This window comes from Burkholderia savannae (assembly GCF_001524445.2).
Lineage (GTDB): Bacteria > Pseudomonadota > Gammaproteobacteria > Burkholderiales > Burkholderiaceae > Burkholderia > Burkholderia savannae.
This window is the reverse complement of record NZ_CP013418.1, coordinates 2,317,207-2,339,955: the sequence shown is the minus strand read 5'-3', so window position 1 is coordinate 2,339,955 and position 22,749 is coordinate 2,317,207. Positions and strand designations below refer to the sequence as shown.

The following is a 22,749-nucleotide window of genomic DNA, read 5'->3' as shown; positions in this document are numbered from 1 at the left end:
TGCTCTTTCGTCATTTCTCGCGTCGACCGCCGAATATTTCAAATTTCTTTCATTTCGGAAATACGAATTACAAAAGATCGATGCCGTGAAAGGGAATAGTATACGGAGAGATTCTATTGTTTATCCGGGAACGCTAGCGAACGGAATATTCGCAAAAAATCTCAATCGAGTATCCGCATTCCCGATCTCGTCTCGCACGCCCAAGTCAACGCCTCGATATGCCAGGAAAACTGAAGAAACTGCTGATCCAGCCATTCAAGCTGAGTCACCGCAAAGCGCTGTTCGACCCGCGAAAGATGCTGACGTATCAACGTCTACTCACCTATGGCGGCGCGCTCGGAGTATCTGTTTTCATCCTGTTTTGCCTGCTGCTCGCGATCCGAATGGAGGCGATGGACTACGTGTCGAACGCACGCTACGAATTTCTGATCCAGCAATCTAAACTTACAATAAAATTACAAATTCGACGTACGGCGCTCATGCGTGCGGTGATGCATGCCGAAGGCCTGTGGAACAGACACATCGAACCGTCGCCGGAATTGCTCTCGAGCTTCGACGCGCACCAAGGCCATGCCGTCCTGTACACGCCGCAAGGCGCGCCGGCTGCGCTCGCCCTCGGCATACCGGCGCCGGATCGCCCGGCGAGCACGTTTGCGCCGTACCTCGCGCTCCTGGAAACGCAACTGCTGATGGGAGACGGTCAATCGCCGCTGCCGGACGACCGGGTCGAAGGCTACTCGTTCTCGCCCGACGGCACCTACCTCTCGCTTCTGTGGTCCCGCGAAGATCAGTCACCCGAAGCATTTCTGGAATCGCATTCGGCGTCCATGGTGATAGGCGACGCGATGCGCGACATCCGCTATCTTCGCGACGCAAGCGCCATCATCCCGCTGCGCGCGGATCGACGCACCGTCTGGCTGCCGCCGCACCCCGATCCGCTCACCGGCAAGTCCATGATCCGCATCGTCCAGCCAGCCATCGACGCGACCGGGAAACTATTCGCAATCTATGTGCGCAGCCTGCCGCTCGACATGTTTTACAGCAACCTGAACGACGCGTCGGCCGGCAGCACGTTCACCATCGTCGATCGCAAAGGCAACGTCATCATCGGTTCGTCGAACCAGTCCGGCGCAAACGGCGGCGTGACGGATTCCGCGTTGAGCATCCGGTCGCTCGGCGATGGATTCGACGGTCTCGTCGAACGTTACCAAGACGGCATGTTCGTGACCAGCGATCAGTTGCCCGGCACCGACTGGGTGCTCGTCCACGCCTATTCGTGGAAGACGATCGCGGCCGCAATGATGCCCCGCTTCGCGCTCATGACAGGGCTCGTAGCCGGCATCATCGGCATGCTGTGGCTCTTCGCGATCCAGTTCGATCGCAAAGGCCTCGTTCCCAATTACCGCCGCGCCCAGCGACTGCTGGAAAGCGAAGTGCTCAATCGTACGATCCTGCGCACCGCGCCCGTCGGGCTCGGCCTGCTTTCCGCCCAGGACGGCAGCGTTCTGCTGCAGAACAACGCGATGCTCGAACTTTCGGCGCGCACGAGCGGCGAACCGCTGCATATTCGGCTCTGGAAGGCCTATCGATACGCGACCGGCCGCCCCGACAGCGAGGACGGCGCGCTGCTGCAACACGATCTCGCCATCGAGCGCGACGAAATCAATCCGATCTACCTGCAAGCCAATGTCGTCGCCGCCCGTTATCGCGGCGCGAACGTTCAGCTCTGCACGCTGCTGGACATCTCCCTGCGCAAAGAAAGCGAGCTGAAGCTGGAGGAAGCACGCATCGCGGCCGACCAGGCGAACAAGGCCAAGTCCACGTTCCTGGCCACGATGAGCCACGAAATCAGAACGCCGCTCAATGCGATCATCGGCAATCTGGAATTGCTGCGCAGGTCGCAGCTTTCCATGCAGCAGAGCGAGCGCCTTCAGGTGGTCGAATCGTGCTCGAACGCCTTGCTGCACATCATCAACGACATACTCGATCTTTCCAAGGTCGAATCCGGCCAGATGACGCTCGAGAACATTCCGTTCGATATCCACGCGCTCCTGCAGGATATCGTCGACGCATATGCGCCGCTCGCCGAGTCGAAGGGCCTTGAACTGCTTTCGAGCGTCGGCGAGGGCGTCGCGAACTACTACTCCGGCGACCCGACGCGCATCCGCCAGATACTGTCGAATTTGATCGGGAATGCGATCAAATTCACGGATAGCGGACATATTTCCATCGATGTCCATCGTGCGAAGGCCGGGCCGGGCAATTCCGCCATCGAGATCTGGGTCAGCGACACCGGCATCGGAATCCAGCCGGACCGCATCGCAACGTTGTTCGACGTTTATACGCAGGCCGATGCGTCGATTCATCGTCGCTTCGGCGGGTCGGGCCTCGGATTGCCGCTATGCCAGCGACTTGCAACGATCATGGGCGGCTCGATCGAAATCGATAGCCTGCCGGAGTTCGGCACCACGGCCACGGTGATTCTGCCCTTGCACGAGGCCCGCCAAGCGGCGGCCATGCCGAATATGCCGACCGCGCCGCGCCGCAATGCGTCAACGCACGCTCGCGCGTCGCTGCACGTCCTGGTCGCCGAGGACCATCCGGCCAATCGCGCGCTATTGCGCGATCAGCTCGAGGCGCTCGACCATCGGGTGGACGTGGTCGAAAACGGACGCGACGCTTTGCGCGCGTTCAGCGAGCATCAGTACGACGCCGTGTTGACCGATCTCGGCATGCCCGAGCTCGACGGCTTCGGATTCGCGATGTTCGCCAACAAGATGCGCGCCGACGTTCCGATCATCGCGATGACCGCTCACGCGACCGCCGAAGATTATCAGCGGTCGAAGAAAGTCGGCATCGCGGAAATCGTCCTGAAGCCTTTGTCCTTGAACACCCTGGACAAGGTACTGCAACGGCACGCCGCGCGCACGGCGGTAGCGGAAATCCGCGCCGACACCGCGTCCGCTCCGGTCAACGCCGAGCTGCGGATGCGCACATTGCCGCCGGCGGTCGCGGCGGCCTTGCGCACCGCAACGGTGCAGTCCATCGACAAGATCGGTCAAGCGCTCGCATCGCGCGATTTCAAAACGGTCCGAGAGCAACTTCACTCGATCAAGGGAGGGTTCGCGCTGACCGGAAACCGCTTTCTCATCGCCCGCTGTTCCGCCGCCGAGGAGATCGCAGAAATCGAGGATCTGGACACGCTGCGCGCGGCGTGGCGAACGCTGGAATCCTTGCTCTTGGATGCGTTGGAGCGCTTGTAGGACGATGGTTGCCCCGCATATGCGCCACGCCGGCCGCAACCGGCACGCACCGCGCGAGCATGATCGACCCGCGATCGACCCGGAGCGCGCGGCGCCGACGTTCGATTTCATTGCGCGCGACACCGAAAACGACCGGCTGAACGCACGACACCGCTGCCGACAGGATTGCGCGCGAACGCCCTCGACATGCTAGCCGTGCAACCCGCCGCGTACACGTCCTGTCGCACCGCTCCCCGCATCGACGGCGCAGCTTGGGCAATGAATCGTCAGCGGTGAGACACGGGTTGGCAGCCCCGCCAACCCGTCATTTTTTCTCCGGGTTCGATTCGTTCGACGAAGCAAGTGCTTGCAACCTAACGCCGAGCATCTCGCTCGGCGTGTGCCGCGCCGATCTACCGATCTACCGATCTTGCGCGTCGCCGTGAAGCGCGTGCACGGCAAACGCTTCCGCAGGAACCGCACCGGGATCGGTGATTCCGAGATCGATGCTCGCCAGCACGCGCTTGGACGACAGCGAATCCAGCCAGTGCTTGGCGAGCAGCGGCAACACATGTTGCTCGATGAAGCCGATCAGCAAGCGAGCACCCGTTTCTTGCACGAGGCAACGATCGACGATGTAATCGACGACGTTGTCCGAATAAGTCAGGCGGACCGCCTGATTCTCGACCATTCGCACCACTACGCGATCGAGATGCAGCCTGACGATGCGCGATAGCGTCTCCTGTGCAAGCGGACGGTAGGGCACCAGCGTCACGCGGCCCAGAAAGGCGGCGGGAAACGTCTTGAGCAATTCCGGAGCGAGTGCGGCGCAGAGCGCGTCCGCATCGGGAACGCAAGCCTCGTCCGAGCACAGTCCGGCCAAGAGTTCGGAACCCGCGTTGCTGGTGAGGAGAATCGTCGTGTTGCGGAAGTCGATATATCGGCCGTCGCCGTCCTCCATGTAGCCCTTGTCGAACACCTGAAAAAACATCTCGTGCACGTCCGGATGCGCCTTCTCGATTTCGTCGAGGAGAACGACCGAATAGGGACGCCGGCGCACGGCCTCGGTCAGCGCGCCGCCCTCGCCATATCCGACGTAACCCGGCGGCGCCCCCTTCAGTCCCGATACCGTATGCGCCTCCTGATATTCGCTCATGTTGATCGTGATGAGATTCTGCTCGCCGCCGTACAGCGCCTCGGCCAGCGCCAGCGCCGTCTCCGTCTTGCCGACGCCCGACGGCCCCGCGAGCAGAAACACGCCGAGCGGCTTCTTCGGGTCCGTCAATCCGGCGCGCGCCGTCTGCACCCGATCGCAAATCTGATGCAGCGCGTCCGGCTGACCAATCACGCGGGCAGCGAGCGTATCGGGCAACGCACGCACCGCGGACACTTCGTCCGTCACCATCCGGCCGACCGGAATGCCGGTCCAGTCGGACATGATCTCTGCGACGATCGCTTCGTTGACCTCGGGGAAAACGAACACGGAATCGCCCTGCAAATTCGAGAGCGCCCGCTCCAGCTCGCGCAGCGTGTCGATCGGCCGGTCCGCATCGTTGCCCGCCGCTTCGCGTGCGCTGAGCAGAGCCTGAGCCGCGCCGATCTGCTGCCGCCAGCAAGCATCGATCGCTTGCTCTCGCACTTCGAGCGCGGCGATTTCCTCGCGAGACGCTGCGAGCGCGATCTCGTCGCCAATGCCGATGCGCTGCTCGCCGTCGAGCAATTCGAGCCGCACCCTCGCCGCTTCCAATCTTCTACGGACGTCCTGCAGCTCACGCGGCGGCGCATGTTGCGACAGCGCGACGCGCGCGCATGCCGTATCAAGCAAGCTGATCGCCTTGTCCGGCAACTGACGGGACGGAATGTAGCGATGCGACAGCTTGACCGCCGCGCGAATCGCCTCGTCCAGCACGACAACGCCGTGATGACGCGAGAAGGTTCGCGTCAGTCCTCGAACCATGTCGACCGCAGCAGCCTCATCAGGCTCGGGAACCTGCAATACCTGGAAGCGGCGCGTAAGCGCCGGATCTTTTTCGATATGCCGCTTGTATTCCGCCCACGTCGTCGCGCCGATCGTTCGAAGCGTGCCGCGTGCTAGCGCGGGCTTGAGCAGGTTCGCGGCGTCTCCGGTGCCCGCCTGACCGCCCGCGCCAATCAAAGTGTGAATCTCGTCGACGAACAAAATGACGGGCTGCGTCGCCTTCGTTGCCGCTTCCAGCACGCCCTTCAGGCGCGCCTCGAATTCTCCCTTCATGCTCGCGCCTGCCAGAAGCGCGCCCACATCGAGACTCAGCAGACGCACATCGGCTAGCTTCGGCGGCACATCGCCATCGGCGATCGCGCGCGCGAGCCCTTCGACGACGGCCGTCTTGCCCACGCCCGCCTCGCCTGTCAGCAGCGGGTTGTTCTGGCGGCGGCGCAACAGGACGTCGATCATCGTTCGAATCTCCAGCTCGCGGCCGACAACGGGATCGATCTGCCCCGCTCGCGCCCGCGCGGTGAGGTCCATGCAATACTGCTCGAGCGGGGAACCGGCGCCCTTCTGCTGCAACGCGCCTGACGCCTCGCCAGGGGCCACCGCGCCGAAATCGCTGTTGTCGTACGGCGTCTCGCTCGCTTCCGGCGAACCGTCGATCCACGCAGGCAGCATCGCGTCGAGATCGTCCACACGAATCTTGCCGAACGTCGGCGAAATCGATAACAGCACGCGCCTCAACTCCGGCGTTTTCAACAAGGCAGCCAGCAGCCACGCGCCTCGAATCCGGCGATCACCGAAGTCCAGCGTCGCCAGCACCCATGCGCGCTCGATCGCCGTCTCGATATGGTGCGAGAAATCGCTAATCGAGCTCGCGCCCGCCGGCAACTCATCGAGCGCGCGCACCATGTCGCGATCCAGTGCGTCGATGTCGATGTCGCAGTGACGAGCGATTCGCTGAATATCGCCGTCAGCGGCCTGAAGAATCTGATGCAGCCAATGCACCAGTTCGACGTAGGGGTTGCCGCGAAGCTTGCAGAACGCCGTCGCCGACTCGATGCTGCGAAATAGCGAATGGCCGAGCTTGCCGAAAAGTGCCTGTCTTGAAACTGTCATGTCTCGATCGTGAATTCGTGAATATGCGAAGCCTGCATGCAAAACCGGAAGATTGCGTCCCGCGTTCGGTTCCGTCTCGTGCAAGCGCACTCGCCGGGAAAGGCACGACATTAATCGCGACAGACGATGAAGCTCAATGAGACGAGTATTAAATCTCGAGCTTCTTCTCACTCATTGAAGTCATGGCAACAGATGCGCCGGTGCCGGCGCGAGGCCCGCGGTGACCGCCCGTCACAAGCATCCGGACTTCAGCAGCGCGATCTCGCGCCGCGCATGCTTCGCTCCTTTTCAAACGTATGCAACGTCCGGGCAAATGCAATCTCGATAATCACCCGCTTTTAGAACTATTCTCATATGTTGAAAATTCGACCCACGATAAGATCGGCGTGTCTCGCTTGATACCCAGGACCGCGCATCCCGCATGAATCGGATGCGCGCCGACAAGCCGCCAATCGGGCAGCTCGCGCCCGCCGCTCAATCGTCATGTCGAAAAACGGCTCACCACTGGAATCGGATCGCTCGCGACACGCTTTTGCGCATCACGAAGAATCGGATATATCGACGCCTCTCGTCACGCTCGCACGCCACGACGGGCGCGATGTCTCGCCTTTGCAGCAACATGCGATTGGCGCAGCCGGCTGCGCCTATTTCGTGCAGACGAACCGATTCGCCGCGTCGGATGCATGCATCGGCATCCTGAACGACAGCATCGTATTCGCAGCCGATCCCGATGGCTCGCTCCGGATGGAAAACCGTTGCGCTCAAGTCGATTGTCGCGTCAATGGCGAGGCCGTCGCTTCCGGTGCCGGCCGGCATCTCGAGCATGGCGACGTCATCGCCGTCGCCGCCGCCGAATTGACCATTCAAGGCGGCGCACGCTCGAGCGAGCAGCCTGCGTCCCAGCCGCCGCCCGTCGATCTGATTGCGCTCGGCAACGCGTTGCCGCGAAGCGAACCGGCGCATTTCGCGGATCTCGCGGAATTGGCCAATTTGCCCGTAGCGCCACATCCGTATGGCCGCGCATCGGCGGGCGGCGCCGCGCCGCTTGTCATTCTCGACGAAGAAGCGCTCAGCGACCCGGCGCCGCCCGCGCTCGATTCGACGGACATCGATCCTTTGGCGCATTTGCTGGCTGAATACCGGCACGCGCTGATCCATCACGAGCGCTCATACGCCCATGAGCTCAAGTCGATCGAGCGTCCCCACATTGCCGCCCCCGTTCCCGACGACCCATTTCTGGACGCGCCGGGCCGCTACCGCCAGGGATCGTTGCTGGGCGATCTGCTGGGCAATCGGCAAAACATCGACTACGTGCTGGACGAGATGAATCCGTTTCGCGCCGAAGAGTTGTTTGCCGAAGAAAAGCGACACGACGTGCTGCTCCTGCTCGCGCCACTACGAAGGAAGAAAGCACATTTCCCGCAAGCGGCGCTGCTCGCCAGGCACGAGCATCACTTGATGAGCGTGGACAGTCACTTTCCGACGCTGACCGCCGAAACGGACATCCAACAGGAAGAACCGCATGACGAATCGATCCGAATCTCCGCATAACTCCGATCTGCACGACGAATTGCTGCACGACGCGCTGCGTACCCGGTCTTTCGAAGAAATCAAGGCGCGTACCGTCGAAGCGGTCCGAAAGCAGCCATCCGACACGCGGGAACGCTGGCTATTGTTTCAGTTGCTTTGCATCGACGGCGCATGGGATCGCGCGCTCAAGCAACTGCAAACCTGGGCTCAACTCGAACCGCAGGGCGAGGCGCGTGCGCAACTGCATCGCGGCTTGATCCGATGCGAAATGTTCCGGGCCGACGTGTTTGCGGGCAAGCGAACGCCGGGGTTCATCGACGCGCAGCCCGCCTGGGTCGATACGCTCCTCGAAGCCAATGCGAAGCTCGGCGCAGGCGACGTCGCAGCCGCCGATGCGCTGCGCGAGGCCGCGTTCGATTCCGCACCCGTCACCTGCGGGGAAAGCGCCGAAATGGGCCGCTTCGCATGGCTGACCGACAGCGACTCGCGTCTCGGTCCGATCTTCGAAATAGCGGTTGCGGGCGGCTATCGGTGGATTCCGTTCGAACAGCTGAAGTCGATCACGTTTGCGCCCGCCGGTACGCTGACCGACCTGGTCTGGCGTCCGGTCACGGCACTCATGCTCGATGCCACGGTTCTCCGCGGCTATGCGCCGACCCGCTATCCGGGATCGGAAAGCGGCACGACCGCAATCCGTCTGGCCAGCGAGACGACCTGGAGCGACATCGGCATCACCAACGTCGTCGCTCTCGGACAAAGAACGTGGACCACCGACCAGGGCGACTGGGGCATGCTCCAGATCGGCGGATGCCGCTTCACGGGCGAAGGCGACGATGCGGCATCCTGAAGGACGGCATCGGGCCGCATACCTTCCCTCGCTGCTCGACCGGCTACAAGACGACGCGCCGCATTCCTTCAGCGAATCGCCCGACGCCTATGCGCCGAGCGCCGACGAAATGCGTCGCATCGTCCAGCGAGATCTGAGCCTGTTGCTCAACACGAGCAATCTGGACGACGAGGTGGATGCCGGCCGCTATCCGCTCGTTTCGGCGTCTGTCGTCAACTACGGCGTGCCGCCGTTGTCGGGCAGCTACCTGCACGACCGGAACCGGGAAGCGATCGATCGCCTCGTGCGCGCCGCGATCGTCCATTTCGAGCCGCGCCTCATCGCGGACTCCCTGGCGATCAGGCCGCTCGCAGCGCGACAGGGTGCCAGCTACAACAAATTGACGTTCGAAATCAGCGCGCTCGTGCAATGGTCGCCGTATCCGCTGGAGTTGCGCATCCAGAGCACATTCGACCTCGAGTCGAATCGAGTCACGCTCGACAAGACCACGCTCAACGGAAAATGATATGGACCCGCAGTTTCTCGATCATTACAACCGCGAATTGACCTACATGCGGGAGTTGTCCGCGGAATTCGCGGCGCAACACCCGAAGATCGCACGCCGGCTCGGCATGCAAGGCATCGAAGTGGCGGACCCATACGTGGAACGACTCATCGAGGCGTTCTGCTTCATGTCCGCACGCACGCAACTCAAGCTCGAGGCCGAGTTTCCTCGCTTCACGCAACGCCTGCTCGAAGTCACCTATCCGAATTACGTTGCGCCGACGCCGTCGATGGCTGTCGCGCGCCTGCGTCCAAGCTTGCGGGAGGGCGATTTCAGCAAGGGGTTCAAGGTTCCGCGTCACAGCATGCTGCGCTCGTCGATCCCGCCCGGCGAGCAGACCGCATGCGAATTCCGCACCGGCCAGGACATCACGCTCTGGCCTATCGAGATCGCCGGCGCGACGCTGACCGCCGTGCCGCCCGATCTTCCCGATCTTCAGCGCAGCCTGCTGCCGCACACGAGGCTGCGCGGCGCGCTCCGGCTGCGCGTGCGCACCGTCGGCGAAATCAAGTTTTCGCAAATTACGGGACTCGATCGCCTCTCGCTGTATATCGGCGGCGACGAACGCATCGCCTCCCATCTCTTTGAATTGATTCACGCGAGCAGCGTCGCGTCGGTCGTGCGCGCGCAGGGCGCCGCGCGCGGCGAAGGCGTCGTCGTTGCGAAGAACGCGGTCGATTTCGAGGGCTTGTCGCCCGATCAAAGCTTGTTGCCGCTCGTATGGAACACGTTCCATGGGCACAATCTGCTGCACGAATACTTCACCTGCCGTCAGCGCTTCTATTTCTTCGCGCTGACGCAATTGAACGCCGGCTTGTCGCGCGTCGACGGAAAGGAAGCCGAAATCGTGCTGTTGCTCGATCGCTTGCCTGACGAGCTCGTCACGCACGTCGAGGCCGCGCGCTTTCTCCTATTCTGCGCACCCATCGTCAATCTGTTCCCGAAGCGAACCGACCGTGTGGAAATCAATCGCGCCCAAACGGCTTTCCACCTGATACCGGACCGCACCCGCCCGCTCGATTATGAAGTGTTCTCGGTATCGCGCGTGTTCGGGCAAAAAGCCGAAACGTCGACGGAAGTCACCTTCAATCCGCTCTATCAGACGCTGCATAGCGACATCGGCAATTACGGCCGGTATTTCTCGATTCTGCGCGAACCCAGAACGACGTCGACCAACGCGCGCAAGTATGGAACGCGCACGCCATACGTCGGAACGGAAGTCTACGTGTCGCTCGTCGACCAAGCCGAAGCGCCGTACGCCGACGACATTCGTTACCTGTCCGTCGACGCATGGGTCACCAACCGCGACCTTCCCCGATTGATCCCGCGCAATGGCGTCAACGATCTGACGATGCAAGACTCCGTACCGATCGAAGGCGTGAGCCTGGTTCACCCGCCGAGCGCGCCGCGCGAGCCATACGCGACAGGTGAAACCGCATGGCGCCTGATTCGCCAGCTCAGCTTCAACTACATGCCGCTTGCCGAGCTCGACCACCGCGACGGCGGGCAAGCGTTGCGCAACATGTTGCGCCTCTTCGTCGGCACGAGCGAACGCGAGCAGGCCACGCAGATCGACAGTCTGGTCGGCGCGCGCACGGAGCCGGTCGTCCGGCGTCTGCCCGGTCACGGATTACTGGTTTACGGGCGCGGCGTCCGATGCGAACTGACCGTCGACGAAAGCGGCTTCTCGGGGTTGAGCCCATACCTGTTCGGTCTCGTGCTCGAGCAGTACCTCACGCGCCACGTCTCGATCAATGTTTTCACCGAGACTGAGCTTCGCTCGATGCAACGTGGTCTTGTCACGCGATGGAAACCGCGAATGGGCGGAAGGGGCGCGGTATGACGGCTCAGCCGCCCGCCACCCAGCCCGTCGACGCCCGCTCGCCGCTGCATCCGGATGCACTGCGGGCATGGTTCGATCCGCAAGCGCCGTGGCGCGCCGGCTTCCTGAGCCTGTTGCGCGCAATCGCCGCGCGCGATGCGCGAATGCCTCTGCCCGGAACCGCGTGTCTTCCGAGGGAAGAGCCGTTTCGCATCGGACAACGTCCGTCGATGGCCTTCGCGCCGCGCGAGATCGCATCGCTCGACGTGCAGCGCGGTCGTCTCGACATTCAGCTGTTCGGTCTCGGCCTGTGGGGGCCGCAAGGGCCGTTGCCGCTTCACATGACCGAGCTCGCGTACAACCGCGCCGAGAGCTATCAGGATCACGCGATCGCGCATTTCTCCAATCTCTTTCACCACCGCGCGCTCGCGTTGTTCTATCGCGCGTGGGCGTCGTCACAAGCAACCGTATCGCTCGATCGCGCCGAGCGCGAAACGTTCTCGTTCTATATCGGCAGCCTGATGGGCACCGATCCCGAAGAAGCCGCGCGCACGCACCCGCCCACGCACGCGCGATACGCCGCATGCGCGCATCTCGTCCGCGAGGCGCGCAATCCGGACGGAGTGGCCGCTACGCTGTCGCATTACTTCGGCGTGCCGATCGTCGTCGACGAGTACGTCTTCCACTGGATCCGGATTGCGGAGCCTGAGCGTTGCCTGCTTGGCGCGCGCGCCGCATCGACCGTCATGGGCGAGGGCGCGCTGCTCGGCGACATGGTTCCCGATTGTCAGCACAAGTTCCGGCTGGTCATCGGTCCGCTCGATCTCGACCAATATCTTCGCCTGACGCCGCACGGCAACGATCTGCCTACCCTGGTCGATTGGGTGCGCGCCTTCATCGGCCACGAATACGACTGGGAGATCAAGCTGCTCGTCAAGCCGCGCGCCGCACCGCCCGCCCGCACGGACACCACGCACCGTCTCGGCTATTCGACCTGGCTCGGCGAATCGAGGGACGGCAAGCCGGTCGTGGGCATGGTGTTCGAGCCGGAAAAATACTGTTCCTGATCTGGAGATTGCTCCTCGATGAATGCCACCATATCCGCTGCAACGCTGCGCTACGCAGATCTTCTCGCGCCCGTTTCGCAGGACGCGCCCTGCGGGCCGGACCTCGAATACGATCCGGCGTTCGTGATGCTGCAATCCGCGATCGCACCGAAGAAAGACGCGCAATATGGCGAGTTCGTCGAAGCGCCTCAGCCCGCAAACTGGGCGGAGGCCGAACGCGATTGCCGCGCGCTGCTGCTGCGCACGAAGGACATTCGGCTCGTCGTGATCCTGACGCGATGCAGAATCCGGCAGAGCGGCGCGGAGGGGCTGCGCGACGGCCTCGCGCTACTCAACGAGATGCTCGCACGTTACGGCGAAGCGCTACACCCTGTCCCGTTCTTCGAAGGCGAACGCGATCCCGTGGTCTATGCGAATGCGATCGCAACGTTCGCTGACCCCGATGCAACGCTTGCGGATATCCGGGAAATTCAGTTGCCCAAGGCAAGCGGCCTGCAGTTGCAGCTGCGCGACATCGAGAAGGCGCTCGCGGTGACGCGCGTGAAAGACGCACTCGCGCCCGAATCGGCCAGCCGGCTACTCAAGGAATGGTGGAACCGGCGCGACAAGACGATCGTCGCGCTCGCCGAAGCCCAGCGCATCGTGGCTGATTTGAGCGCCTCGACCCGTGAATCGCTCGGCGAGGACGCGCCCGACCTGTCCGGTATCGCGAAACTGCTGTATCCGTTTGCACAGGCGCAACTGGAATCGCCGTATTCGGCGAACGCCGCTCAACCGCAAGGCGATGCGAAGCCGGCGAACGGCGACGCCGCGCATTCGCGCGCCGCCGATACGTTCGGCCCGGCAGGCGATGCCGGCACGCAAGCGCCCACTGCATCGCCGATCGCAAGCCCGCAACCGCCAATGGATCGCTGGGGCGCGCTGGCGGCCATTCAGGCGACGCGCCTTTGGTTCGAGCAGAACGAGCCGAGCAGCCCGGTGATCGTGCTGCTGCGCCAGTCGGAGCGGATGGTCGGCAAGCGCTTTTCGGAAATCGCCAATGCGATTCCCGCCGAACTGCTCGCGCGGTGGGATGCGGTCGACGTGTAAGTCGGCAGCCAGACCTGTCGGCTTTGCTTCCCCCTCTTCCAGGCTTGTTCTCGTTCACTGCATGAAAACATCACTCTCGGCACTTTTTCTCTTCGTCACGATTCTTGCCTCCTCTTCCGGGGCATTCGCAACTTGCCGCGTTCTCAGCGATAAAAATATCGAAGACATCCAGAACAACGGAAGAGACGCAAGAAAACACACGACGTACAACGTCTCCTTTGGTTCAACGACTATCGACGTCGATCCCGATCTTGCGATCGGCGAGATCATCGCCGAAGGCAAGAGCGAATCCTACAACGCGTTCGCGTTCATCTGGTGCACGGTACCGTCCGGCACGATCAACTTCGATCTGACATCGTCGTCTACGGAAATAGCGGATCACGTTTTTCAAACCAATGTTCCGGGAGTCGGGTTCCGTCTCACTCAAGTTCGCGTAGTCGGCAGCCTGCCCGAATCGCATTTGCCCTATAAGAACCCTTGGAGCGATGTAAAGGACAACTATATCTCGATGCCGCCGGGAGCCATATTTCGAGTTCAACTGATCAAGACGAGCAACGATATTCCGAGTTTCTCGGAAGTTCAACTCAGCGGGAATATCGGCCGCGTCTCGGGCGACGATGGTCAAGCGGTCATCAGCATCATGGGCCGTAACGTATTCCTTCGGGTGCTCCCTAGCTGCCAAGTCGACAGCAGGACGCTCAACGTCGACTTCGGCCAATTCGGCCCGCGTGACATCAAAGATGGGGAGGGCCCGACGAAACCGGTGCAATTCAAAGTGCTTTGTTCCGGGCCGACGCCTCCCGAGTCGATCGTCGCCACATTGCAGGCGACCCCGGACAGCGACGACCCGAGCCTGATCCAGAACACGGGCGCGCAGCACCTGGGAATCCGTCTGCGCGACAGGGCGACCCGATACATCCTGAAGCCGAACGATCCCAACAGCGGGTTCCCAGTCAAGCCCGATGCTCCAATGGAACACAGTTTCGATCTCGAGGCGACCGTGCTGCGCACCGGTACTCAAGCACCCACTGCGGGGAAGATCGACGCAACCTCCGTTATCACGCTCACCATTCTCTGACATCAGCAATAAGCAGACACGACACCATGGACCAGTCAATTTTTGTCCAAATGGCGAGCTATCGAGATCCTCAACTGATCCCGACGCTGGTCGATTTGATCGAACGAGCGGTTCGCCCGGAAGCATTGCGTATCGTCGTGTGCCGACAATACACGTTGCATGAAACCGTCGGAGAATTTTTTGCGCACGGCTTTTCGCAATGGCGCACCGACACGAGCGGTCGATATCCGATCCACACACTGACTTATGCCGGCGCATCGATCGAACTCATCGACGTACCTCACCACGAATCACAAGGCGCCTGTTGGGCGCGCAACCTGATTCAGCAACATTACAACGACGAGCGCTACACGCTGCAGCTGGACTCGCATCATTGTTTCGTGGACGGATGGGATGACCAAGTGATCGAGATGATCGAATCGCTCCGTCCGTTCAGCCGAAAGCCGGTTCTCACCGCCTATCTGCCGGGTTACCAGCCCGACAAACCGCGCGAAACGGTCGTCACCCCTCACGAGGCGCCGCGGATCATGTATTTGCACCGTTTCACCCCGGAAGGCATCGTGTTGTTTCGCTCGAAAGCCATTCCGAACTGGGAGAAGAGGCGACATCCCGTTCCGGCGCGCTTCTACAGCGCGCATTTCGCATTCGCCGACGGGCATTTCTCGACGGCGGTGCAACACGATCCCCACCTGTTCTTCCTCGGCGAGGAAATCTCCATTGCGGCACGCGCGTTTACGCATGGATACGACCTGTATCACCCGCATCGCGTGATCGCATGGCATGAGTACTCGCGCAAGGAACGCCCAAGGTTCTGGCAAGACCATACTGCCGAAACCATGGCCAATGGAACGGTCAAGCAGAACTGGGAGGAACTGGATTTTCGCTCGCTCGCGCGCACCCGCGCGCTACTCGGCGTCGACGGCACACCGCGCAACGGCATCGAATTCGAACCGTACGACTTCGGCACGGCACGCACGCTCCGCGATTACGAAGCTTACGCCGGCGTCAGCTTCGCGCATCGCGGCGTTCAGCAAGCGCTCATCGATGGACTCATACCCGAGCACGGCGCGACCGCTTACGCATCCGAGGAGGAATGGAAAGCGACGCTCAAACGGGCACACGACATTCGTACTTGGGCGCACCAAAGCCGGTTCAGCGACGTCTTGCCACGACTCCATCGCTGTGAAATATCCGCACGCGATACGGACGAATTCCCCTTGCATACCGAGACGATTGATGCAGGCGAATTCCGCCGACATCAATCGCATGAATGGTTCGATCGGCACCTAGTATTCACGACCGAACTGAATCGGCTCCCGGCGGATTACTTGATCGACTTCTTCGATGCCTCCGGTCAGTTGCTTCGACGGATCAAGCGATCGATCCGAGCATGACGCCGTGTGCCGACCCGCCGGCGGGCGGGTCAGCGGCACCGCGCGCCCCGTCGGATTGCACGCGATCAGCGGATTGGACACGTAACGATACGGGCTCGTCCCAGCTTCCGCGGCACGATCGGGGCTCAAATAGCGGCCGGCGTCGGGATCGTAGTATCGTGTCCCGTTCAGATGCAAACCGATTTCGTCATCCGCGTAATGTCCTGCGAACCGTAGCGGCTGGCGAACCTGGGGCTGCAGCGCGGTCGGCGGAGCCAACGTACCCCACGCCTTATAGCGGCCGCTCCACGCGAGCACGCCCGCTTCGTCGGTCAGCGTAACGGCGGTACCTGCAGAATCCGTCTGATAGTGGTACACGCGCATCGGTTCAAGCGTGCCGTCTTCGTTGCGCTTCTGGTCCGCGCACGCCAGCGGCGCATAGCCGACGAGGCCGTCGTCGGCCGGCTGATACAGATAGGTCCGGACCGCTGCCTGCGTCGATTCCTGCAACAGGCGCTCGCCTTCCCAAACATAACGCGTGTCGACCGTACGCGGCTCCGAGCGGAGCGGATCTGTCCGCAAGTGCTCGACGCACTTGCGGACACGGCGCCCCAGCGCGTCATATCGCAACCGCACGCACACCTGCCGCCCACGGACTTCCATCAGCCTGCCGTCGGCGTCCCACGTGAATGACTGCTCGTCCGCCGCGCCCTGCTTGCCGGTCACGTTGCCCCACGCATCGTATTCGTAGCGATAGCCGCGGCATTCGCGCAGACGGTGATCGGGATAGACGACGGCCTCCCATCCGACACGCGGCGTTTCGAGCAGATTCCCTGCTGCGTCCCACGTAAAATATTCGATACCGAGCTCGTCCGACACCGACCTGAGCAAGCAGCCGCGACGGTCATAGTCGTAGTACGTCCGTCCGTCGAAGCGATCGTCCACCTGAACGAGATTGCCGGCGACGCTGTACCGGAATTCGCGCCAACGTTCGACTTCGCCCGCCCGCATTTCGTTGTCGGGCGTCCGGATAACCGTCATCGCGAACCAGCGCTCGAGCGAGGACGTCGGCGTGAAAACCGAACGCAAGTACAGCTCGCCCTGAGAACGCAATACTTGTCTCCCCAGCTCGTCATAACGTAACGCGGCAATCCCGCGATTCTCGCTGCCGCTCGCCAAACCAATCAACACGACGCGCCCGGCATCGTCGCGCTCGAGCTTCACGACATGCCCGTGCGCCAGAATCACTGCGCCGGGCCTGCCCGCCTCGTCGCGTTCATGGCGAAGCGTACCGCTCGCTCCGTGCTCCGCCGTCAGTCGTCCTGACTGATCGTATTCGAAACGGATCGTATCCGGCTCGACGCCGATCGCTTCGCCCGCGTCGGTCGGCAGGCAGCCGACGGTCTCGAGCCACCCCTTGCTGGTATAAGCGTAGCGATAGCGCGCATGCTCGGTCTCGCGGCCGATCAGGCGACCCGCCGAGTCATGTGCAAACGATTCGAGACGAGTCGACGAACCGGCATTGGTCGTGATCTGCTGGAGGCAGCCGGCCATCGTATAGTCGAACGTGCGTGTTACGCCATCCGCATCGATGATCGACGTCAACCGGCCGATCGGGTCCCACGCCAGCATCTGCACCGCGCCGTTCCCGCTCACGGTCCGGATTCTGCGGCCGTGCGCATCGTATTCGTGTGCAGTCACGTTCCCCTCCTCGTCGGTCGCGCGCACAACGCAGCCGTGCTGGTCGCGATGCCAATATCTGGTCTGGCCGTCGGGCCCCGTCAACAGGGTCGCTTGCCCGCCTGCGTTCCAGACCAGGCGCTCGCAGCGGCCATCGGGCAAAGTCACGGTCAGCGGACGCCCGAGCAAGTCGGGCTCGATCTTCGTCGTTCCACCGAGCGGATCGACGATTTCGACGACATGGCCATTTTCGTCGCGGCGGTAGATCGTCGCGCCACCGTGCGCTTCAACCTGGCGGATCACGCACGCCCATCGGTCGTATTCGACGGTGACCGCGCCATGCTGCCCGGATGCATATGTGTGAATCTCGCCGTCTTCGTGCTCCGCGTAAGCGATTTGCGTGGCCCCTCGCGACGGTGATTGCCGATAAACGGGGCGCAGCAGATCGTCATACCGCCACAGCCACAGCTGACCATTACTCGTGCGAATCGTGATCGGCTCGCGCGTCGCGAACGCATAGATCGTCGAGCGCTCGCGATCGAGCGAATCGATTTCTCGCGTGATGCGGCCGAGGTTGTCGAATGTCATGCGAACTCGACGATCGCCCGGCAATTCAAGCTCGGTCGGCCACCCGGCGCCGTCATAGCCGAACGCATGGCGTCGGCCGTCGAAATCGACATATGCCAGCACGAGCCCATGATCTCCGAACTGCCAATGAGCCGTGTGACCAAACACGTCGGTTGCCTGGCTGTCAGGCTCGTCGAAATTGTATGTGCAGCGCTCATGGGCGCCGCGGCATGTCATTCGCTCGACCACTCGTGGCGTGCCGTCGATCGTCTGCCATGCATAACGGGTGGTTTGTCCGAGCGAGCCAACCTCTTCGACGATCCGATCGTTCTCGTATGCGAAGCGGCGCACGACGTCGCCGATACGATTACGCACGCTGGTCAAGCGGCCATCGTCGTCGTAGCCGTACCGGACAAGAAAACCGGTCGGGCCTCCGTCGATACACTCGATGCCGGTCAGTCGGGAGCCGTTGCGATCATAGTGCATCTTCAGCTCGTGACCGCATGTACCTCGCATGCGCTGCAGGCGGCCGTGCGTATCCCAGATGCAGCCGATCCGCTCCTTGCGAAGATTTTCCATGTACTTCAACCGCGCGACGCCCTCCTCGTCGAATTCACCGAACACGCGGTAGTGCGGCGTGAGGTCGGCAACGACCATTCGCCCATCGGACAAATGCGCGAAGTGCAGTTGCTCGGACGACACGATGATCTGTGCGCCGCAGCGCGGCATCGGCAGCGTCAAAACGCGGCCCTGATCGTCGGTATAGATCAGCCGCTCTCCGTCTCGGCGCAGCGTGGCCTCCCATCCGGTGCGCCAGCCGCAACCTAGCGGCCCCGATTCCTTCAGTGCGCTCGAGTAAAAGCGCGCCCATGAGATGGGCAACCGGCCGGGCAAAGTGAAGTCGATTTCATCGTCCGCGAGGCAAACCTTGTTGCCCGACTTCATGTCGACGGAGCGGCACAGCAGCCCGGACAGCGCACGCTCGACGCCATGGCGCGCCCCCCAGTTCCCCGGCTGATGCCGATAGCGATCGATTGCCGGAGCGACGCCCACCGATTCCATCAAGTTGCCTTCGAGACCAGCCAGCACGCCGGCCAACCCTCCAATACCACTCATGTCAGCGCCCCCTTCACGAGCCGATAAAGACGTCGCCCGATCCCGAGACGACTGGCGCGCCACATGAGGTCACGCTGGCGACGAATGCCGCAGGCAGGTTGTTGATGAATACCGTTCCCGATCCCGCAGCAATCGCCTGCGCGGACGCGTGCAGCGCGCATACGGCAACGCTGCCCGCTACGTACGCGGCCGAAATCCCGTTCGTGAAGACGTCGCCGGAACCGGTGACGATCGCGCCGCCGTGGCCGATCGCGTCGCCTACTCGGGCAGCTGGATTGCTCATATTCGTAAATCTCCTGCAGGAATGAGAATGACAAGTGCATTCGTGCGCTGCGCTTGCATGAAGCGCAGCCATAACTCGATTACGCCCACGACTCGCCCGGTTCCTCGGTCGGAGGCGGTTCTTCGGTTGGAGGCGGTTCCTCGGTCGGAGGCGGCTCTTCGGTCGGAGGCGGCTCCTCAGTCGGAGGCGGCTCTTCGGTCGGAGGCGGTTCCTCGGTCGGAGGCGGCTCTTCAGTCGGAGGCGGCTCTTCGGTTGGAGGCGGCTCTTCAGTCGGAGGCGGTTCCTCAGTCGGAGGCGGTTCCTCGGTCGGAGGCGGCTCTTCGGTCGGAGGCGGTTCCTCAGTTGGAGGCGGCTCTTCGGTCGGAGGCGGTTCCTCAGTTGGAGGCGGTTCCTCGGTCGGAGGCGGCTCTTCGGTCGGAGGCGGCTCCTCAGTCGGAGGCGGCTCTTCGGTCGGAGGCGGTTCCTCAGTCGGAGGCGGCTCTTCAGTCGGCGGGGGCGCTTCGCTTGGCGGCGGCACCTCCGTCGGCGGCGGTGGCGGCGGCGGAAGAATCGGCTTCGTGATATCGAGGAAAAACGACGGCACCGGAATCGGCGGAATCGCGCCGCCGCCACCGCCTCCTCCGCCTCCGCCGCAGCAATCCGAATCGCCCGGATTCAGTTGCAGCGGCGCGCCTTGCACGACGACTTCATCGCTACCGATGATGCGAATCTTCGTGCCGACGAGCTTGATGGTGCCATCGGCCGTCATGGTGAGCGAAGACGCGCCGCAGACGATCGACAACACGCCGCCGACTGCCAGCGCATACGCGCCGCCGACGTTGCGCGCGTATGCGCCCCCAACGGAAACGGACGATGCGCCGCCCACCGCGACCGCATGCGCCCCACCGACGTTCAACGCATACGCACCGCCGATCATCGTCGATTCCGCGCCGCCCACCGCGTAGCTCGCGGCTCCGCCGACGATGCTGCTGAACATGGCGCCCACCGCTCGCGTATGGGTCAGCCCGACGCCGATCGAAAAATTCTTGCCGATCGTGTGCGACTCGTCATTCTTCGTCAGGCGGTTCATGTCCTTTTCCGCCTGCATGTGGAATTCCTCGGCGCCCAGCTTGTCCTCGAAACGGATGCCGTTGTAGTTCTCGCGGCCACCCGTGATCGACTTGCTCTTGAACCCGCTCTTCGTCGCGTCGCCGGGCAGATCCCAAGGCGGCGGCGTAATGGTGTTGTAGAGACTGCCGAGAATCAGCGGCCGGTCAGGATCGCCGTTCATGAATCCGACGATCACTTCCTGACCGATCCGCGGAATGTAGATGCCGCCGAAATTCACGCCCGCCCACGCCTGACTCACGCGCACCCAGCAGGAATCCGTTGCGTCGTTGCGTGCGTAGCGATCCCACAGAAATCGGATCTTCACGCGGCCGAATTCGTCGGTCCATAGCTCATGGCCGGGCGGTCCGACCACGATCGCGGACTGCGGCCCGCTCGTCGTCGGCTTCGGCGTTTCGCGCGGCATCCGAAACACCTCGTTCGACGGCTGCACGACCAATTCGTTGTCGCATTCGTAGCGGTAACCGCTGCCCGTTTCGTCCGCAACCTCGGTCAACATCAATGCCGATTCGATGACGAGATACTCGCGGTTCGCGTCGTCGTGCTTGTGCTTCGACAACACGAACGTATGGCCGCATGCGAGACCGCGCACATTGCCCCGGCCGTATGCGCGCGACCCGGTAGCGCGGCGCTCCTCCATGCGCACGCGGCTAATGAGGTCACCATGTTTGCTATCGGTGTAGTCGCCCGGCCATTCGAACAGCTCGCCTTCCCCCCAGTTCGTTTCCCGCGGCTGGTGATTGGACGTCACGAGGCTCGCGAGCGGACGCGTGAAATCGAAGTCGTCGATCACGACGCGGCCCGGCCGCAACGCTTCGTCCGTCGAAAAATAGTTGATGTACTCGATGTCGATCTTCCCGCCTTCGGGATGATGCGCGATCTCGTGATAGGCCTCGCTCGGCGCTTTGCGATGCCCGCCGATGTGATCGCACAAGACGAGGCGATGCTTGTTGTCCGAATGCTCGAAGAACCAATAGATCCCCCACTCCTCCATCAATCGCTGGATGAAGTCGAAATCGGTTTCACCGTATTGCACCTGGAACGCACGCGGCTCGTTTCGGGCGCTCTCGCCCGCCACCGAATACTTGTCGATGTCGAGCCGCTTCTCGACCGGGTAAGGGTAGTCGTGCAAGACCATGTCGATGATCTCGACGGCGCTCTTGTCCTGAAAAATCTTGTAGTCGCTCGTCAACGTCGCGAGCCACAGCCAGGGCCGCAGCTCGATACGATAGACGTTGTAGCGCCCTTCGCCGCGAAGGAAGCCCGCCTTGACCACGAGACCGCTGATTTCGCGCGCTCCCGCGCCAACGCCCCCTTGCGCGCCCGTTCCGATTCCGTCGAGCTGAATGCCGACGGTCATCTCCGTGCCGATCATCGCCTTCAGGTCGAGATTCGCGCTCGTGGCCAGCGGAACGTGGAAATCGTCAGGCGTTCGCAGGAGCAGTTCGTACGTGTAGAGCTTTCCGAGGTGCTCTTCACCGCGCAACGACAGGAACTCGAGCGCCGGCTGACCGAGCAGCCGCGGCATTGCGCCGCTGCGGATCATCACCGTGCGGTTCTGATTCGTCCGTCCCTTCGAAAGATGGTTTGACATGCAGTCTTCTAGCTCCCACTTACCTAAAAACAAATGTCCGGACCGAGGCGCGCGTCCGCACCGATGCGTCGCCCGCTGCCGAACCGATTCGATGCACCGTTCAAGATTCGATTCCGCCTACGCTCGACGGATGTCTGATGCGCACACGAGCGCGTCTGAGCAGCACGTCGACGAGCAGATTCGCGCCGATGCTCAACGCGGCGTCGACCAGATGGTCCGCAGCCAGATCGAGATCGATCGACACGCGGGCGTCGACCACCTTCCGTCCGAACTCGACCACGCATCGCATGCAGTAGACCGCCCGCGGCCCGGGTATCTCGTCACCCGCTCCGGGCGGATCGATCGCGGCCACCCGCCCGACGGGCGTCGCGTGGGCGCCGAGCCATTCGCCAAGGACGCCGGCGATCGTCGCGAGGTTGCCGCAGCTGCTCAACGCGGCCACCATTTCGCCGTCGACGTCCGGCATGCGCCACGCGGCGATCCATAACGCTCGCGCAAGCTTTCTCGAATGGGGCTGCCGACGAAACGCGACGATCTCGCGATACTCGCGAATTCGCGTGCGCAGTGTCGTGCAGTTCGACGCGATTGCCCGCTCGAGCGCCTGCGTGGAGAATTCGTGGCGGCTCGGGAGCTTGTCAAACGTGTAGGTGTAGATGTCGGCGTTTCGTATGTTCATGAATGTGTGCAAACGTCATGAAAACCCTGCTCTGCTTCACGGCGGA

14 protein-coding genes are annotated in these 22,749 nt (G+C 62.5%); 9 read left to right on the top strand and 5 right to left on the bottom strand.

Annotation, left to right across the window (positions count from 1 at the left end):
* Nucleotides 1-218 precede the first annotated feature (218 nt).
* Complete coding sequence (locus WS78_RS31365) at nucleotides 219-3,263, top strand: ATP-binding protein (RefSeq protein WP_059576832.1); 3,045 nt, start codon at nucleotides 219-221, stop codon at nucleotides 3,261-3,263.
* Nucleotides 3,264-3,663: 400 nt separating this feature from the next.
* Here the strand turns inward: WS78_RS31365 and tssH are convergent, their stop codons facing one another.
* A complete protein-coding gene (gene tssH / locus WS78_RS31360) occupies nucleotides 3,664-6,330 on the bottom strand; it encodes a type VI secretion system ATPase TssH (protein WP_059576835.1) in 2,667 nt (888 codons plus the stop codon).
* A 483-nt stretch (nucleotides 6,331-6,813) separates the two neighbouring features.
* On the opposite strand from tssH, the gene WS78_RS31355 reads away from it, so the two are divergent.
* From WS78_RS31355 to WS78_RS31320, 8 genes are all read left to right on the top strand, one after another.
* Entirely contained in the window at nucleotides 6,814-7,881 is a 1,068-nt protein-coding gene (locus WS78_RS31355) for a TagK domain-containing protein (RefSeq protein ID WP_059576838.1), read from the top strand.
* 19 nt (nucleotides 7,882-7,900) lie between these two features.
* Entirely contained in the window at nucleotides 7,901-8,707 is an 807-nt protein-coding gene (locus tag WS78_RS31350) for a type VI secretion system accessory protein TagJ (protein ID WP_059576841.1), read from the top strand.
* Nucleotides 8,694-9,212 carry a type VI secretion system baseplate subunit TssE gene (gene tssE / locus WS78_RS31345; RefSeq protein ID WP_038745886.1) on the top strand — a complete coding sequence of 173 codons (519 nt, stop codon included), beginning with the start codon at nucleotides 8,694-8,696 and terminating at the stop codon, nucleotides 9,210-9,212. Before WS78_RS31350 ends, tssE begins: the two co-directional genes overlap by 14 nt.
* Nucleotide 9,213: 1 nt before the next feature.
* Nucleotides 9,214-11,094, top strand: a complete 1,881-nt coding sequence (gene tssF, locus WS78_RS31340; RefSeq protein WP_038745884.1) for a type VI secretion system baseplate subunit TssF — start codon at nucleotides 9,214-9,216, stop codon at nucleotides 11,092-11,094.
* The gene (gene tssG, locus WS78_RS31335; RefSeq protein ID WP_038746270.1) at nucleotides 11,091-12,140 is read left to right on the top strand and encodes a type VI secretion system baseplate subunit TssG; all 1,050 of its coding nucleotides are present in this window, start codon (nucleotides 11,091-11,093) and stop codon (nucleotides 12,138-12,140) included. Before tssF ends, tssG begins: the two co-directional genes overlap by 4 nt.
* 18 nt (nucleotides 12,141-12,158) lie before the next feature.
* Entirely contained in the window at nucleotides 12,159-13,229 is a 1,071-nt protein-coding gene (locus WS78_RS31330; protein ID WP_038745882.1) for a type VI secretion system protein TssA, read from the top strand.
* 61 nt (nucleotides 13,230-13,290) lie between these two features.
* Entirely contained in the window at nucleotides 13,291-14,307 is a 1,017-nt protein-coding gene (locus WS78_RS31325) for a fimbrial protein (protein ID WP_059576845.1), read from the top strand.
* 26 nt (nucleotides 14,308-14,333) lie between these two features.
* Nucleotides 14,334-15,701, top strand: coding sequence for a GlcNAc-transferase family protein (locus tag WS78_RS31320; RefSeq protein WP_038745878.1), 1,368 nt, complete (start codon nucleotides 14,334-14,336; stop codon nucleotides 15,699-15,701).
* On the opposite strand, the gene WS78_RS31315 is transcribed toward WS78_RS31320, so the two are convergent.
* The 4 genes from WS78_RS31315 to WS78_RS31300 all read right to left on the bottom strand — a co-directional run bounded on the left by WS78_RS31315 (nucleotide 15,594) and on the right by WS78_RS31300 (nucleotide 22,703).
* Complete coding sequence (locus tag WS78_RS31315; protein WP_059576852.1) at nucleotides 15,594-19,043, bottom strand: RHS repeat-associated core domain-containing protein; 3,450 nt, start codon at nucleotides 19,041-19,043, stop codon at nucleotides 15,594-15,596. The two genes, WS78_RS31320 and WS78_RS31315, sit on opposite strands and share 108 nt — an antisense overlap.
* A gap of 13 nt (nucleotides 19,044-19,056) precedes the next feature.
* Nucleotides 19,057-19,326, bottom strand: coding sequence for a PAAR domain-containing protein (locus tag WS78_RS31310; protein ID WP_038745875.1), 270 nt, complete (start codon nucleotides 19,324-19,326; stop codon nucleotides 19,057-19,059).
* Between the two features lie 79 nt (nucleotides 19,327-19,405).
* Nucleotides 19,406-22,027 (bottom strand): type VI secretion system Vgr family protein, encoded by a 2,622-nt coding sequence (locus WS78_RS31305; protein ID WP_059576855.1) that lies wholly within the window; start codon nucleotides 22,025-22,027, stop codon nucleotides 19,406-19,408.
* 100 nt (nucleotides 22,028-22,127) lie between these two features.
* Nucleotides 22,128-22,703 (bottom strand): hypothetical protein, encoded by a 576-nt coding sequence (locus WS78_RS31300; protein WP_038745871.1) that lies wholly within the window; start codon nucleotides 22,701-22,703, stop codon nucleotides 22,128-22,130.
* Between the last annotated feature and the right edge of the window lie 46 nt (nucleotides 22,704-22,749).